Consider the following 14,928-nt stretch of genomic DNA (forward strand, 5'->3'; position numbering starts at 1 on the left):
CATTTTTTGTTAAAATAGGAGCGAGGTGAGCGAGATGACAAGCGAAGAAGCAACAGCGTGGATCCATTCGCGTTTGACATTTGGGCAAAGACCTGGATTGATGCGTGTCGAAGCATTATTAAAACGGATGGGTAATCCTGAAAAAAAGGTGACCATGATCCATATCGCCGGTACGAATGGCAAAGGATCGACCGTCAGTTATTTGCGTAGTCTTTTAGAAGAAGCTGGGCAGCAAGTGGGGACCTTTACTTCCCCACACATTGAAGCGTTCAATGAACGAATTGAAATCAACGGACAATTTATATCAGATGAGGACTTGGTCGCTTGGGTGGAAAAAATCCAGCCGCTGGTTGCTGAAATTGATCGCGATGAAACGTTGACGGGCATTACCCAGTTCGAGATCATTACCGCTATGGCATTAGGCTATTTTGAAGAAAAAAAGGTCGATGTTGCGATTATTGAAGTTGGCTTAGGGGGACTCTTAGATAGTACCAACGTTATTTCTCCTATTTTGACCGCGATCACGACGATCGGCATGGATCACATGGATGTCTTAGGGGATACCATTGAAGCGATCGCTGCCCATAAGGCAGGGATCATCAAGCCGCAAACACCCCTTGTTACTGGCAATATCGTTGAAAGTGCGCTTTCGGTGATCGATTTGAAAGCTACAGAAGCACAGGCACCCGCTTATCATGCAGGGCAAGAGTACCGTGTGACCTATCGTCGTCCCGATGAAGAATGGGGCGAATTATTTGATTTTGAAAATGAGCATGGCAAAATCAAAGGCTTGAAAACACCGATGTTAGGCCGCCATCAACCAGAAAATGCCGGTGTTGCGATCCAATTATACAGCCTGTATTGCGACCTGCGGCAACTGCCCTTTTCAGCCAAAGAGATTCGCAATGGCTTGCGAAAAGCCTATTGGCCCGCCCGGATGGAACGAATCAGTAGTGAGCCACTAGTGATTATCGATGGTGCCCATAACGTACACGCCATGGCTCGTTTAGTAGATACGATGAAAGAAGAGTTCAGCGACTATCGCATCCATGTACTGTTTTCAGCGCTTGAAACCAAAAACGTCAATGAGATGCTTCAGCAATTGCTATCGATTCCCCAAGCCGAGATTTATTTAACGACCTTCGATTTTCCCAAAGCACTGCATTTGGCAGACGGCTATCAGGAACTCGATGAAAAACGAATCTCAACCGTTTCTTTATGGCAGTTTGGCTTGGCAGAATTATTAGAAAAAATGACCAATGAAGATTTGCTGCTGGTGACAGGATCCTTGTATTTTGTTTCAGAAGTTCGTGAATTGTTGTTGGCAATAGGAGGAAGAAATGGCTAAGTTACGTGGTGTGATTTTCGATATGGACGGCTTGATTTTTGACACGGAGCTGCTTTATTACCAAGCGACTCAAATCGTGGCGGATCAAATGGGTATTCCCTATACAAAAGAGTTATACCTAGCCTATGTAGGTGTTTCGGATGAAGAAGTCTGGGCAGCTTATCATGAGAGATTCGATGAAGCCTTTGGTCATCAGATGATTGAAGAATTTATTCAAGCGGCTTTTCAGCAAACGTTGGAAATGTTCCAACGGGGCGAGGCTGAATTGAAGCCAGGGATCCACGAGTTATTGCATTATCTTGATGAGAAAAAGATTCCTCGAGTGTTGGCCTCTAGCAACCAGCGCAAAGTGATCGACACCTTGCTGGAAGCAGCAGGCTTAACGGCGGAATTTCCTAAGATCGTCTGCTTTGATGATGTCACACGGGCAAAACCAGATCCTGAGATTTTTGAAAAAGCTCATGCATTACTGGCGGTACCAAAAGAAGAATTGGTGATCCTTGAGGATTCGGCTAACGGTATTCATGCTGCTCATGGGGCAGGGATCTCAGTCATTATGATTCCCGATTTGATCGCGCCGACGACCATCATTGAAGAAAAAGTCTTGAAAGTCTTGCCTTCACTAGAGGATGTCCCAGATTTTCTAGAAACGGCTTTTTCGATTTAACTGTGATTTTTTGCGCATCTTATTCATGAAATACTCTCTCCTTTGCGTATCTTTTATTAGACCGACGCAAAGGAGTTTTTTTATGATCAATGAAACAGAGATTCCCCAAAGCTCGTTTCCACGAGAGCGCTTAGTGCAATATGGGGTTGATGCCCTTTCGAACCAAGAACTGTTGGCAATTTTGTTGCGGACTGGCTCACGGCCCCTAAATGTCTTGGAATTAGCGGCTAGTGTCTTGAATCGTTTTGAAGAATTGTATGAATTAAAAGAAGCGACAATCGATGAATTACAAGAAATTCGCGGCGTCGGACAAATCAAAGCCATCGAGATCAAAGCGATGATTGAATTAGGTGTGCGGATCCAGCGGTCTGTTCAACCAAAGTACGGCAAGATCAACTCCAGTATGGCGATCGCTCATCAGCTGATCCAAGAATTAAAAGACTTTCGTCAGGAGCACTTGCTCGGGATTTATTTGAATACCAAAAATGAGATCATTCAAAAAAAGACGATCTTCATCGGATCGTTGAATCAGTCGATCGCTCACCCACGGGAGATTTTTCATTGGGCGGTACGCTACAGTGCCGCACGAGTGATCGTCGTTCACAACCACCCAAGTGGAAGTCCTCAAGCCTCAGAGGCAGATCTGCTGTTTACACGCCGCTTGATCAAGTGCGGAGACTTGATGGGGATCGAACTACTGGATCATTTAATTATTGGCGACAATGCCTATGTTAGTTTGCGAGAAGAAGGCCTCTGGCATCAAGAAATTTGCTGACACAACGGCTAATTTGCGAACATTATTAAAAATAAAGGTGAATTGTCTAATCGTCTGTCTTGCAAAAAAATACGGGCAAGTGTAAAATATTATTGTAATTTTGTTTGCTGAATAGATGTTGAAACGCACGTTAGGCCTCTATCGCACAAAGGCAATGTTACACATAATTAAGTGCTTATGCACGAGGAGGTTTTTTTATAATGGAACAAGGTACAGTAAAATGGTTCAATGCTGAAAAAGGGTTTGGTTTTATCTCTCGCGAAGACGGTACAGACGTATTTGTACACTTTTCAGCGATCCAAGGTGAAGGATTCAAAACTTTAGAAGAAGGTCAAGCAGTAACTTTCGACGTGGAAGATTCTGATCGTGGACCTCAAGCAGTTAACGTAAACAAAGCGTAAGCTTTCAAACAAACTGCCAGTAAGAGCACTTTGAAATCAAAAACCCAAAAGACCATCGATTCGATGGTCTTTTTTTTCTTTTTGCAACGGAAAGGAAAAAGGGGAGTTCCCAGTAACCTGAGAACTCCCCTTGCATGTGAAACTATAAATTATCCGGTGTCATGATCATTGAAAGGATCATTGGATGACGCTCGGTTTTTTCAAATAGGAATGGCTGTAAAGCCGATGACATCGCTTCTCTTAATTTGTGCTCTGTTGGGTCTGGTTGGTTCAAGACTTCTCGCAACGCACGGAAGAGAATTTGTTGGGCTTCGTTGATCATCTCGCCGGATTCCCGCATGTAAACAAACCCACGAGAAAGAATATCTGGTCCAGCAAGAACTTCTTTCTTCGCCACATCGACTGTCGCTACCGCTAAGACGAGGCCTTCTTCTGAAAGAATACGACGATCTCGTAAGACGACATTCCCGATATCACCGATACCGCTGCCGTCGACATAAACATCATTGGCATTGAAATGACCAGCCAAGCGAGCGGTATCCGCTGTTAAGGCCAACATGTCACCATTTTCCATAATGAAACAATTTTCTTTTGGTACACCGACATCTTGTGCCAGTTGGGTGTGGATGTTCAGCATCCGAAATTCCCCGTGGACAGGCATAAAGAATTTTGGCTTCATTAGACGCAACATCAGTTTTTGTTCTTCTTGGCCACCGTGACCAGAAGTATGGATGTTGTTCAATTTGCCATGGATCACGTTTGCGCCAGCTTCCAACAGTAAGTTGATCAGCTGGTTGACACTCGTGGTATTTCCTGGGATCGGTGAGCTTGAGAAAATCACGGTATCATCTGGGTGAATTTGGATTTGACGGTGAGTCCCGTTGGCAATTCGACTTAAAGCAGCCATTGGCTCTCCTTGAGAACCCGTACAAAGGATCATGGTTTCGTTTGCAGGCAAACGGTTGATCTCATGAGATTCTACAAAGGTTCCATCTGGCACCTTGATATAGCCAAGGCGCTGTCCGTTGACGATCGCATTTTCCATACTGCGTCCAAAAACGGCGATTTTACGTCCAGTCGCAACCGCCGCATCTGCAGCTTGTTGGAGACGGAAAATGTTGGAGGCAAAGCTGGCGAAAATGATCCGACCATCGATTTTTTCAAAAATCTTTTGGATCGAGCTGCCGATCGTTTTTTCTGATTTGGTAAAGGTCGGAATTTCTGCATTGGTACTATCGGAAAGGAGGCAAAGGACGCCTTCTTCACCAATTTTTGCCATTTTGTGCAAGTTTGCTGGTTCGCCCACAGGCGTAAAGTCAAACTTGAAATCGCCAGTTGCGACGATATTGCCAGAAGGCGTTTTGACAACGACACCTAAAGCATCAGGGATACTGTGAGTCGTTCGGAAGAAGCTGATGGATGTTTTACGGAAACGAATCACCGTATCTTCATTGATTTCGTGTAATTCCGCGTCCCGCAATAAGCCATGCTCATCTAATTTGTTGGTGATCAAAGCAAGTGCCAAGGGTCCCGCATAGATCGGGATATTGGCTTCCCGCAACAAGTAAGGGATTCCGCCAATATGGTCTTCGTGACCATGAGTGACGATCAAGCCTTTGACTTTCGGTAAATTTTGAACGATGTAGCTATAATCGGAAATGACATAGTCGATCCCAAGCAGTTCATCTTCGGGGAATTTGATTCCCGCGTCAATTAAGATGATCTCATCTTGGAATTGAACCCCATAACAGTTTTTTCCGATTTCGCCAAGTCCACCGACGCCGAATACGCCAGTCTCATTATTTTTCAGCGAAACTTTCATCTTAAAACTCCGCTAATTTGAAATCAGCGTTTTCTTTTTCGTAAGCTAAATGTTTTTCATCTAGTTCTTGAACGAACTCGATGTTGTATGGGGTATTTTGTTCAACCAGACGGCGTGCGATCACTGCATCGTCTGCTTCAATGTACAAAGAGTGGGTTTGTTCTCTCTTTGGGTTGCGGTCTTTTGTTTCTTGGTAATAAATTTTGTAAATCATATCTTTTCTCCTTTATCTGCTTTTCGCAGTAGTCTATTTGGTTGATGAATTCGCTGCATCACAAAATCGAGGTCCGAATAAAGTGACCTGAAAAGAAGGCTTCGAGAGCCGCTGCATGCTTTTTTCAGACAATCGTTGTGAGAAAAAAGAGAAAGCCTCGTCTTTGCTTTCCAAATGTCGTCATAAAAAATTCACCGGGTTTGTAAGTCGTTCCACTACAAGTATCCCTAGTTTATCACAGAAAAACGAATAAGTATAGAAACACGTCATTTTGAAAAGGCTTACTGAAAGAAAATGAAAGGACTATCGCTGAAGTTTGCTTTTTTTCGTTGAAAGTGCATTACAATAAGAATATTCCTATGCTATAGTAGAAGTAATGAAGTAAAAAAGGAGGGGATTTTTTGAAATTAATGTGGCACTACACGATGAGAAACAAGAAACTGCTGGTTTTTAATTTCATCTGTGTTTTTGGTTTTATTTTGATTGAATTAGGTTTGCCGACGTTATTGGCAAGAATGATCGACAAAGGGATCGCCGCTGGTGATCGCGACTACATATGGAAAATGGGTGCGGCGATGATCGCGATCACCATTGTGGGGATCACGATGAACATTTTGTTAGGCTATTTCACGTCACGTATCACCACTAACATTGTGGCAGATATTCGTGACGATCTTTTTGAAAAAGTCCAAGGCTATTCACATACTGAATATGAAAAAATCGGGGTTTCATCATTGATCACCCGTGTGACCAATGATGCGTATCAAATCATGCTGTTTATGCAAAGCATCTTACGGACGGGTTTGATGACACCCATGATGTTTGTGGTCAGCTTGTACATGGTCATGCGGACAAGTACACAACTAGGATTATATGTCTTGGGGGCGTTGCCGATATTGCTAATGGCAGTCATCGCCATTGCCAAAATCTCGGAACCATTATCCACCAAGCAACAAGCCAATCTAGATAAAATCAATGGCATTTTGCGGGAAAATCTCTCTGGTTTACGAGTGATCCGTGCCTTCGTCAATGAAAAATTTGAAGAAAAACGCTTTGGCAAAGTCAACCAAGCCTATGCGTCTAGTTCTCGCAGCTTGTTTCGCTTGATGGCAACGGCACAACCGGGCTTTTTCTTCTTATTCAATATCGTGATGATCTTGATTATTTGGACGGGAAGTATTCAAATCGATCAAGGGCAACTGCAAGTCGGTGACTTGATTGCGTTTATCGAATACATCTTCCATGCGCTGTTTTCTTTCATGCTGTTTGCGACCGTCTTTACGATGTATCCACGAGCGGCCGTTTCTGCTCGCCGAATCCAAGAAGCGTTAGATGCGACTTCTGAAATCAAAGAGTCAGAACAGCCAGTGACAGAAACTAAGACAAAAGGTTTCTTGGAATTTAAAAATGTTACCTTTGCTTATCCGGGACATGCCCAAAGTCCAGTGATTCGTAATGTTAGCTTTACCGCTTCACCAGGTGAAACTGTGGCGTTTATCGGTAGTACCGGGAGCGGGAAATCGACCTTGATCCAATTGATTCCGCGTTTTTACGACGTCAGTGAAGGCCAAGTCTTGGTGGATGGCGTTGACGTTCGGGATTACAGTTTAACGACTTTGCGCAACAAGATCGGGTTTATCCCTCAAAAAGCGTTGCTATTTACAGGGACGATCGCAGAAAACCTGCGCTATGGGAAAGAAGATGCCACGCAAGCAGAGCTGGAACGAGCAGCCGAGATTGCGCAAGCGGCCGATTTCATTTCTCGCACACCAGATGGCTTTGATGCTCATTTGGCAGAAGGCGGAAGCAACTTCTCTGGCGGACAAAAACAACGTCTAGCGATTGCCCGTGCGGTGATTCGCCAACCAGAGATCTATATTTTTGATGATAGTTTTTCTGCATTGGATTACCAAACGGATGCAAAATTGCGGGCACGTTTGAAAAAAGAAACCACGGAATCGACCGTTTTGATCGTTGCTCAACGAGTAGGAACGATCATGAATGCCGATAAGATCGTCGTCTTGAATGAAGGCGATGTGGTTGGGATCGGTACCCACAAAGAACTGCTGCAAACTTGTCCAGTATACTACGACATTGCGGCGTCACAATTATCAGAGGAGGAGTTGGCACAATGAAAGCAATCTCTTCTTTAAAACGGTTAGGTGCTTACATCAAACCATACAAAGTACAATTTATCCTAGTCTTGCTGTTTACAGTTGCAACCGTCGGCTTCAATGCGGCAATGCCGTATGTTTCTGGATTGCCGACGACAGAGATCAGCCGCAACATCGCTGCAGGCGAAGGCGTTAATTTTGATTACGTGATCCTTTGCTTGATCTGGATCGCAGTCGTTGGTGTCGGTTACTGTTTCTCACAATTGATGTCAGGGCTGCTGATCACCAACGTTGTCCAATCTGCGATGCGAGATTTGCGGCAAGACATTGAAGAAAAAATCAATCGTCTGCCCGTTTCTTACTTCGACCGCAACCAGCAAGGGAATATCCTGTCAAGGGTGACCAATGACGTGGATGCCGTCAGCGGTGCGATGCAGCAAGCCTTGATCGGGATCGTCAATGCCTTCTTAGGAATCATTATGGCGGTTTCTATGATGTTTTATATCAATACTTACATGGCATTGGTTTCATTGATCATGATCCCAGCCTCCTTATTGATTTCTCGCACAATCGTCAAAAAGTCGCAAAAGGACTTCCAAGGCATGCAAAATGCGTTAGGAGATCTGAACGGCTACGTACAAGAAAACATGACTGGATTCAGTGTGTTGAAAGTGTATGGACGGGAAAAGCAAACACTTGAAGGGTTTAAAAACGTTAACCACCAGTTGCGCTATTACGGCTTTCGTTCTGCCTTTGTGTCAGGATTGATGATGCCGCTGGTGCAAATGACCGCTTACTTTACCTATATCGCAATGGCAGTCATGGGTAGTTTTTACGTGATCAGCGGCGTGATCGTTGTTGGTCAGCTGCAAGCGTTCATTCAATACATTTGGCAAGTCAGTCAGCCAATGGGGAACATTACCCAGTTGTCTTCCGTCTTGCAAAGTGCCTCAGCAGCAGCAAAACGGGTCTTTGAAATCTTAGATGAGGAAGAAGAGCCAGTCAATCGAACCGATATCCAATTGCCGGAACAAATCAGAGGTGACGTGACCTTTGAACATGTCGGCTTTGCCTATGATCCGAAAAAACCATTGATCAAAGACTTGAACTTTGAAGTCAAAGCTGGACAAACTGTGGCGATCGTTGGACCAACAGGTGCTGGGAAAACGACCTTGATCAATTTGTTGATGCGTTTTTATGATGTCAATGAAGGGGCCATCAAGATCGACGGCATCGACACGAAGAAGATGGAACGTCACGATGTCCGCTCACTGTTTGGGATGGTTTTACAAGATGCGTGGTTGTATGAAGGCACGATCGGCGATAACATTCGCTTTGGGAAATTAGATGCCACCGATTATGAAGTCGTTGATGCAGCGAAAACCGCCAATGTGGATCACTTCATTCGTACGATGCCAGATGGCTACGAGATGATCATCAATTCTGAAGGCGACAATGTCTCTTTGGGACAAAAACAATTGTTGACCATCGCCCGGGCAGTCATCTCTGATCCGAAGATTTTGATTCTCGATGAAGCCACCAGTTCGGTAGATACCCGCTTAGAAGCGCTGATTCAAAAAGCAATGGATAAAGTGATGGAAGGTCGTACCAGCTTTGTGATCGCCCATCGTTTGTCAACGATTCGTGAAGCGGATCTGATCTTAGTGATGGATCAAGGGTCGATCATTGAAAAAGGCAATCACGAGACCTTGTTGGCAGCTGGCGGCTTTTATAGCCAACTGTATCAAAGTCAATTTTCAGAAGAAGCCGAGTAAGCCGAAAAGAGCGTCCAGTCTGACTGGCGCTCTTTTTGCATTGTAGCAAGGGTGGTGCTATAGTGAAAAAAGAAAGCGCAGATCCGTTTATGGATTGGAAGGAGAAGTTGATGGACAAAGAACAATCAGGGAATGAAACCCAAAAAACAGTTTCGCCCGCCTCGCCGCAAGCGACACCTTGTTTTGTGGCAAAAAATGCGACGATCGTAGGAAACGTGACTCTAGGAAAAGATAGTACGGTCTGGTTTCAAGCAGTGATTCGAGGCGATGCCAATCGAATCGAAATCGGCGCGCGTACCAATATTCAAGATGGAACGATCATCCACGTTGATCACGATGCCCCGACGATCGTTGAAGACGATGTGACTGTTGGGCATCAGTGTATGCTCCATGGCTGTACCATCAAAAAAGGGGCGCTGGTCGGCATGAGCTCGATCGTTTTGAATCATGCCGTGATCGGCGAAAATAGTTTGTTAGGTGCCGGTTCGTTAGTGACGGAAGGAACCGTCATTCCTCCTAATGTGTTGGCGTTTGGTCGTCCGGCACGAGTGATCCGCCCGTTGACAGAAGAAGAGATCGCCAAAAATCAGGCAAACATCACGCATTACGTGGAAAATGGGCATGCTTACCAACAAGGCCAATATGGCGAAGTCTGACGATGAACCAAAAGACGTAAAAAGGTGTACGAATTGCTTCGTACACCTTTTTATGCAAGCTTATTTCAATTTGTTTGATTCCATGATCTCGTCGATCAAGCCGTAGTCTTTGGCTTCTTGTGCGGTCATGAAGTTGTCGCGATCGGTATCGCGTTCAATCACTTCGATTGGTTGACCAGTACGTTCTGATAAGATTTTGTTCAGACGTTCGCGGGTTGCCAAAATGTGGCGGGCAGCAATTTCAATCTCAGTTGCTTGACCTTGTGCGCCACCTAATGGTTGGTGAATCATGATTTCTGCATTTGGTAACGCAAAACGTTTGCCTTTTTCACCAGCGGTCAATAAGAATGAACCCATAGAAGCAGCCATCCCCATAACGATGGTTTGGACATCGGCTTTGATAAAGTTCATGGTATCAAAGATCGCTAGACCAGCAGTAACGCTTCCGCCAGGCGAATTGATGTACAAGTAGATGTCTTTTTCAGAATCTTGCGCGTCTAAGAATAAAAGCTGAGCAATGATCGAGTTTGCTAAGTCATCGGTTACTTGACCACTCAACATAATGATCCGGTCTTTTAATAGACGAGAATAGATGTCATACGCTCTTTCACCGCGAGATGATTGTTCAATGACAGTAGGAATTAAATTCATAGTGATAGTCCTCCTAAAAATCGTTATAGATATAGTTTAGCATAAAGTTTTCGCAATATCTAAGAGATAGTATACCGATTAGGTCAAGAAAGGTCAAATAAAAAGTTCGTTATCTTTTTTGCGAAACTTTCAAATATGATACAATATTAAAAAAGGAATGAGGAAGGATCGAAGAATGGCAGTAGCAATAGCAGGTTTGATTGGCGTCTTAGTGGGCGCATTGTTAGTAACCATCATTTTTAATTTACGCATTCGGTATGAGGAACAAAAAGAAAAACAACGCCGTTTGTTGGAGCATAAAGTCAAAGAAATCGAAACGCTGGTTTTATTGAATCAAAAAATCAGTGAGATTCTACAAAAACGGGTCATGTTGATGGATGAGTATGTCAGCTTTGATGCTTTTGATGACTGTTATATCACCATCGATGATTTCGCCTATCTACAATCTTTTGCGGCGCAAAATAGTTTTTATCTACCGAATTTTTTCTTGGAAGAATTTTTCAAAAAAATCGGGACACGTCGGGTGATTTTGTCGCCAGAGGAAACCGTTAAGATCGGTGGTTATACGTATAAAGGCGGTCGGATCATTATGGAAAATTTCCTTGATCAATTGGTTGAAATGGTCAATGAGCGTAAAAACCAAATGAAAAACATGACGAGCGAACCGTTGACCTATTTTTCAAAAACGATTTGATTCTTTTGGTCAGTCGGTCGCCTTGGTTAAGGTAACCAAACCAGAGTATCGACGATTGCACTTTTTCAACTGATCACACACACTCTTACTGCGATCATAGTAAGAGTGTTTTTCTTTGACCGAAACAAAGCGCTGTCCCCTTAAAAGGATCAAAACAAACAGAGGCTTTTTGGTTCTAGCAGATTCCATGGTAAAATAAAGAGTGAGAATGGAGTGAAAGAATGATGGTACAAATCGTTGCCCACCGCGGGAGTAGCGGCAACCGACCTGAAAACACGCTACCGGCATTCGCGGAAGCGGTGCGGGTCAAAGCTGATATCATTGAGTTAGATGTACATCTATCAAAAGATGGCGGCTTGATCGTCATGCATGATGAAACGGTTGATCGAACGACCAACGGCAAAGGTCGGATCTGTGACCTGACGGTTGCTGAACTAAAAGAACTCAATGCCGGCAGCTGGTTTTCTGAGGAATTCCAAGCCGCCAAAGTCCCCACGCTAAAAGAAGTGTTGGATTTACTTGCAGCGAAGAATTATCGTGGCATTTTGACGATCGAATTAAAAACCGATCATTATGAGTATGAAGGAATCGAAGCCAAAGTATCCGACTTATTGAATAGCCAAGAATGGCCTTTTACTCATTGGTATTGTTCCTTTAATATCGAGACTTTGGATCGGATGCATGCGATCGAACCGGATGCGATCCTTGATTTTATTATGGGACGCGGGGAAGACAAACCACCGTTGGCGCTCAGCCGACCGTATATCGAAGGAATTCATCCGGCCTATCGCTGGGTCCAAGAGACAGAAACGGTCTTGACTGATTTTCCGATTGCGATCCGTCCGTGGACTGTCAATGAAGAAGCGGCGATTCGCACCTGCTTGGCTTTGGGGTTGACCGGGATCATCACCGATTTTCCAGAAAACGCTCGGGCAATTGTGCAGCAGGTCCGCGAGGAAACAAAAGGATGAAAAAAGTCTTAGTGATCGTGGGACCGACCGCAGTCGGTAAAACCGCCTTGAGTATCCAATTAGCTCAAAAATACCATGGGGAGATCATCAGCGGGGATTCCATGCAAATTTATCGACAATTAGATATCGGTACCGCCAAAGTGACGAAGGAAGAAATGGCAGGGATTCCTCATCATTTGATCGATATTCGTGCAATGACGGAAACGTATTCTGCCGCTGATTTCCAGCAAATGGGGCGTGAAGCCATTGAGACGATCCAGCAGCAAGGAAAGCTGCCGATCGTTGTGGGGGGGACAGGGCTATACATCCAAGCGCTTTTGTATGACTTTCGTTTAGGGGCAGAAGAAGGCGACCCAACGATTCGTCAGCGCTATGAACAAGAAGCAGCAGCCATCGGCAAAGAAGCTCTATGGCAAAAGCTGCAGGCGGTCGATCCCTTGGCAGCAGCGAAGATCCACTACAACAATGAGCGGAAAGTGATTCGTGCGTTGGAGGTTTTTGAAATGACTGGCGAAAGTATTGCTGCACCAAAAGAAACACCGCAAGTTTTGTACGATTTCTTCATGATCGGTTTAACCACTGAGCGAGAATTGTTATACCAGCGAATCAATCAGCGAGTGGACTTAATGATGGATCAAGGCTTGATCGAAGAAGCAAAAGCTGTTTTGCAGTATCCAGAAACGCAAGCCGCAAAAGGGATCGGCTACAAGGAATTTTTGCCCTATTTTCACGGGCAGGCCACATTGGATGAAACCATTGAGCAAATCAAGCAAAACTCACGCCGCTACGCCAAGCGGCAGCTGACGTGGTTCAATAACCGAGCACAGCCCCGATGGATTGATTTAGTGAGACAACCTGAAGAACAACGTACCCTTGAAACAGAAATCAACCAATGGTTGGAGGAGAAAAGATGAGCCAAGAACGTGTGATTCTTGTCGGAGTAGAAACGGAGAAAAACTATCTTCATTTTGATTCGTCAATGAAAGAATTGAAAAGCTTAACAAAAACCGCCAATGGCGAAGTTGTTTTTTCACTGGTGCAAAAACGGCAGCAAGTCGATCGACAAACCGTGATTGGCAAGGGGAAAGTTGTGGAATTGCAGCAGTTGGCAGAAGCACATGAAGCAGATCTAGTGATCTTCAATCATGAACTGACACCAAGGCAAAGCCAGTTGATCGGTGATGCGCTAGAAGTGCCAGTGATTGATCGCGTCCAGCTGATCCTCGATATTTTTGCGATGCGTGCCCGTTCCAAAGAAGGAAAGCTGCAAGTAGAATTGGCGCAGCTGGATTATTTGCTTCCACGTTTGATAGGGCAAGGAAAGAACATGTCTCGGCTAGGGGGCGGAATCGGAACGAGAGGGCCAGGGGAAACCAAGCTGGAGACCGATCGTCGACACATCCGCAACCGCATCACCATCATCAAACGGGAATTGAAGGAAGTGGCCGCCCATCGAGACCGGACACGCCAAAAGCGCAAAGACAGCCAAGTCTTTCAAATGGGCTTGATTGGTTATACCAATGCCGGAAAATCAACTATTTTAAATATTTTAACCAGTGCGGATACCTATGAACAAGACCAGCTGTTCGCAACACTCGATCCTTTGACGAAACGCTGGCGGATGCCGGAAGGATTTGAAGTCACCATTACCGATACGGTTGGCTTTATCCAAGAATTGCCGACCCAATTGATCGATGCGTTTCATTCCACACTGGAAGAAAGTCAAAACATGGACTTCTTGCTGCATGTCGTCGATGCCAGTTCCGAAGAACGGGTTCAGCAAGAGGAGACCGTCTTGAAGTTAATGGAAGAACTTTCTTTGACCCAATTACCGATGTTGACGGTCTACAATAAGGCGGATCGCATCGACGCCGATCAGTTTGTCCCAACGTTATTTCCCAATGTCTTGATCTCGGCAAAGAGTACCAAAGGCAAAGAGCGCTTGACTCAGGCGATCAAAATGGAATTGATGCAGATCATGCAGCCTTATCATCTGGTGCTGCAAGCCGATGAAGGCAATGCGCTGAATCGTTTAAAACGGGAGTCGCTAGTGTTGAGTAATGCCTTCGATGAAGCAACACAGACCTATCATATCAAAGGATTTGCGCTGGAGGATACCTATCCACTACGCAGAATGGCGCAAGAACAGGAATAAACAGAAACGGTGCAGCTGATGCACCGTTTTTTTTGTGGTGACAAAATTATGGGAGCATAAGTGGTTTGACTTCCTTCGAGTGCAAAACCCGAACATTTTTGGCTAAGGCACCATTTCTTCCAGAAAAAGGACTGCTTGAACATGCGATCAAATCAAGGGCCCAATGAAAAAATCAAAAAAATTTGCATTCATGTCACTTTTTCTAACATGAGGGGTTGACACGCAAAAAAAGAATTGGTATAGTTTCCATAAAGTTACGCAGCATCATTGAAACGGAGGGGAGCCAAGTTATGCGGGAAAAAGAATTGCGGCGCTCAATGTCAGTCTTTCCTATCGGAACAGTCATGAAATTGACCGATCTCACCGCCCGTCAAATTCGTTATTACGAAGAACAAGAATTGATCCACCCGGAACGCAGCGATGGCAATCGACGAATGTACTCGCTGAATGATATTGATACCTTGCTAGAGATCAAAGACTATCTTTCCGATGGACTGAACATGGCAGGAATCAAACGAGTTTATGAAATGAAAGTTGCCAAAGAAAAAGAAGCGAAGAACAAACCGCCGCTGACCGATGAAGATGTACGTCGAATTTTTTATGATGAACTCTTGGCTCAAGGTGGATTGAATCAACAACAGCCATACCAGCAAAAAGGTCCACGAATGTAGAGCACTTGTAGATC

15 protein-coding genes are annotated in these 14,928 nt (G+C 44.6%); 12 read left to right on the top strand and 3 right to left on the bottom strand.

Annotated features, from left to right (window positions below):
- Positions 1–34 precede the first annotated feature (34 nt).
- From IGK85_RS03215 to IGK85_RS03230, 4 genes are all read left to right on the top strand, one after another.
- Positions 35–1,348 carry a bifunctional folylpolyglutamate synthase/dihydrofolate synthase gene (locus IGK85_RS03215; protein WP_008377037.1) on the top strand — a complete coding sequence of 438 codons (1,314 nt, stop codon included), beginning with the start codon at positions 35–37 and terminating at the stop codon, positions 1,346–1,348.
- On the top strand, positions 1,341–2,015 hold the full coding sequence (locus IGK85_RS03220) for an HAD family hydrolase (RefSeq protein ID WP_008377039.1): 675 nt from the start codon (positions 1,341–1,343) through the stop codon (positions 2,013–2,015). Before IGK85_RS03215 ends, IGK85_RS03220 begins: the two co-directional genes overlap by 8 nt.
- Positions 2,016–2,097: 82 nt before the next feature.
- Positions 2,098–2,790 carry a RadC family protein gene (gene radC, locus IGK85_RS03225; protein WP_008377042.1) on the top strand — a complete coding sequence of 231 codons (693 nt, stop codon included), beginning with the start codon at positions 2,098–2,100 and terminating at the stop codon, positions 2,788–2,790.
- A 200-nt stretch (positions 2,791–2,990) separates the two neighbouring features.
- On the top strand, positions 2,991–3,191 hold the full coding sequence (locus tag IGK85_RS03230) for a cold-shock protein (protein ID WP_005225155.1): 201 nt from the start codon (positions 2,991–2,993) through the stop codon (positions 3,189–3,191).
- Positions 3,192–3,333: 142 nt separating this feature from the next.
- Here the strand turns inward: IGK85_RS03230 and rnjA are convergent, their stop codons facing one another.
- Both rnjA and IGK85_RS03240 read right to left on the bottom strand, forming a co-directional pair.
- Entirely contained in the window at positions 3,334–5,013 is a 1,680-nt protein-coding gene (gene rnjA, locus IGK85_RS03235) for a ribonuclease J1 (RefSeq protein ID WP_005237517.1), read from the bottom strand.
- 1 nt (position 5,014) lies between these two features.
- Positions 5,015–5,227: a DNA-directed RNA polymerase subunit epsilon gene (locus IGK85_RS03240; protein WP_005225157.1), complete on the bottom strand. Its 213-nt coding sequence runs from the start codon at positions 5,225–5,227 to the stop codon at positions 5,015–5,017.
- A 401-nt stretch (positions 5,228–5,628) separates the two neighbouring features.
- On the opposite strand from IGK85_RS03240, the gene IGK85_RS03245 reads away from it, so the two are divergent.
- From IGK85_RS03245 to IGK85_RS03255, 3 genes are all read left to right on the top strand, one after another.
- Positions 5,629–7,362: an ABC transporter ATP-binding protein gene (locus IGK85_RS03245; RefSeq protein WP_008377050.1), complete on the top strand. Its 1,734-nt coding sequence runs from the start codon at positions 5,629–5,631 to the stop codon at positions 7,360–7,362.
- Complete coding sequence (locus IGK85_RS03250) at positions 7,359–9,116, top strand: ABC transporter ATP-binding protein (RefSeq protein ID WP_005237514.1); 1,758 nt, start codon at positions 7,359–7,361, stop codon at positions 9,114–9,116. Before IGK85_RS03245 ends, IGK85_RS03250 begins: the two co-directional genes overlap by 4 nt.
- 62 nt (positions 9,117–9,178) lie before the next feature.
- A complete protein-coding gene (locus IGK85_RS03255; RefSeq protein WP_016611938.1) occupies positions 9,179–9,772 on the top strand; it encodes a gamma carbonic anhydrase family protein in 594 nt (197 codons plus the stop codon).
- A 60-nt stretch (positions 9,773–9,832) separates the two neighbouring features.
- Here IGK85_RS03255 and clpP read toward each other — a convergent pair whose 3' ends face one another.
- Complete coding sequence (clpP, locus tag IGK85_RS03260) at positions 9,833–10,423, bottom strand: ATP-dependent Clp endopeptidase proteolytic subunit ClpP (protein WP_005225161.1); 591 nt, start codon at positions 10,421–10,423, stop codon at positions 9,833–9,835.
- A 175-nt stretch (positions 10,424–10,598) separates the two neighbouring features.
- Between clpP and IGK85_RS03265 the strand changes: the two genes are divergently transcribed.
- The 5 genes from IGK85_RS03265 (at position 10,599) to IGK85_RS03285 (ending at position 14,914) form a co-directional block, all read left to right on the top strand.
- Positions 10,599–11,117 (top strand): hypothetical protein, encoded by a 519-nt coding sequence (locus IGK85_RS03265; protein WP_008377057.1) that lies wholly within the window; start codon positions 10,599–10,601, stop codon positions 11,115–11,117.
- Between the two features lie 221 nt (positions 11,118–11,338).
- Positions 11,339–12,088: a glycerophosphodiester phosphodiesterase gene (locus IGK85_RS03270; RefSeq protein WP_008377059.1), complete on the top strand. Its 750-nt coding sequence runs from the start codon at positions 11,339–11,341 to the stop codon at positions 12,086–12,088.
- Positions 12,085–13,002 carry a tRNA (adenosine(37)-N6)-dimethylallyltransferase MiaA gene (gene miaA / locus IGK85_RS03275; protein ID WP_008377061.1) on the top strand — a complete coding sequence of 306 codons (918 nt, stop codon included), beginning with the start codon at positions 12,085–12,087 and terminating at the stop codon, positions 13,000–13,002. Before IGK85_RS03270 ends, miaA begins: the two co-directional genes overlap by 4 nt.
- Complete coding sequence (gene hflX, locus IGK85_RS03280) at positions 12,999–14,243, top strand: GTPase HflX (RefSeq protein WP_008377064.1); 1,245 nt, start codon at positions 12,999–13,001, stop codon at positions 14,241–14,243. The genes miaA and hflX overlap by 4 nt, the downstream gene beginning before the upstream one ends.
- A gap of 290 nt (positions 14,244–14,533) precedes the next feature.
- Entirely contained in the window at positions 14,534–14,914 is a 381-nt protein-coding gene (locus IGK85_RS03285; RefSeq protein ID WP_005225166.1) for a MerR family transcriptional regulator, read from the top strand.
- Positions 14,915–14,928 lie beyond the last annotated feature (14 nt).

This window comes from Enterococcus sp. AZ015 (genome assembly GCF_050499225.1).
Classification (GTDB): Bacteria; Bacillota; Bacilli; order Lactobacillales; family Enterococcaceae; genus Enterococcus_D; species Enterococcus_D entomosocium.

Excerpts from the sequence above, each read along its gene's own strand:
- IGK85_RS03265 (WP_008377057.1), top strand. The coding sequence starts at position 10,599 with ATGGCAGTAGCAATAGCAGGTTTGATTGGCGTCTTAGTGGGCGCATTG.
- IGK85_RS03270 (WP_008377059.1), top strand. The coding sequence starts at position 11,339 with ATGATGGTACAAATCGTTGCCCACCGCGGGAGTAGCGGCAACCGACCT.
- miaA (WP_008377061.1), top strand. The coding sequence starts at position 12,085 with ATGAAAAAAGTCTTAGTGATCGTGGGACCGACCGCAGTCGGTAAAACC.
- IGK85_RS03250 (WP_005237514.1), top strand. The coding sequence starts at position 7,359 with ATGAAAGCAATCTCTTCTTTAAAACGGTTAGGTGCTTACATCAAACCA.
- IGK85_RS03215 (WP_008377037.1), top strand. The coding sequence starts at position 35 with ATGACAAGCGAAGAAGCAACAGCGTGGATCCATTCGCGTTTGACATTT.
- radC (WP_008377042.1), top strand. The coding sequence starts at position 2,098 with ATGATCAATGAAACAGAGATTCCCCAAAGCTCGTTTCCACGAGAGCGC.
- hflX (WP_008377064.1), top strand. The coding sequence starts at position 12,999 with ATGAGCCAAGAACGTGTGATTCTTGTCGGAGTAGAAACGGAGAAAAAC.
- clpP (WP_005225161.1), bottom strand. The coding sequence starts at position 10,423 with ATGAATTTAATTCCTACTGTCATTGAACAATCATCTCGCGGTGAAAGA.
- IGK85_RS03220 (WP_008377039.1), top strand. The coding sequence starts at position 1,341 with ATGGCTAAGTTACGTGGTGTGATTTTCGATATGGACGGCTTGATTTTT.
- IGK85_RS03230 (WP_005225155.1), top strand. The coding sequence starts at position 2,991 with ATGGAACAAGGTACAGTAAAATGGTTCAATGCTGAAAAAGGGTTTGGT.
- IGK85_RS03240 (WP_005225157.1), bottom strand. The coding sequence starts at position 5,227 with ATGATTTACAAAATTTATTACCAAGAAACAAAAGACCGCAACCCAAAG.
- IGK85_RS03285 (WP_005225166.1), top strand. The coding sequence starts at position 14,534 with ATGCGGGAAAAAGAATTGCGGCGCTCAATGTCAGTCTTTCCTATCGGA.
- rnjA (WP_005237517.1), bottom strand. The coding sequence starts at position 5,013 with ATGAAAGTTTCGCTGAAAAATAATGAGACTGGCGTATTCGGCGTCGGT.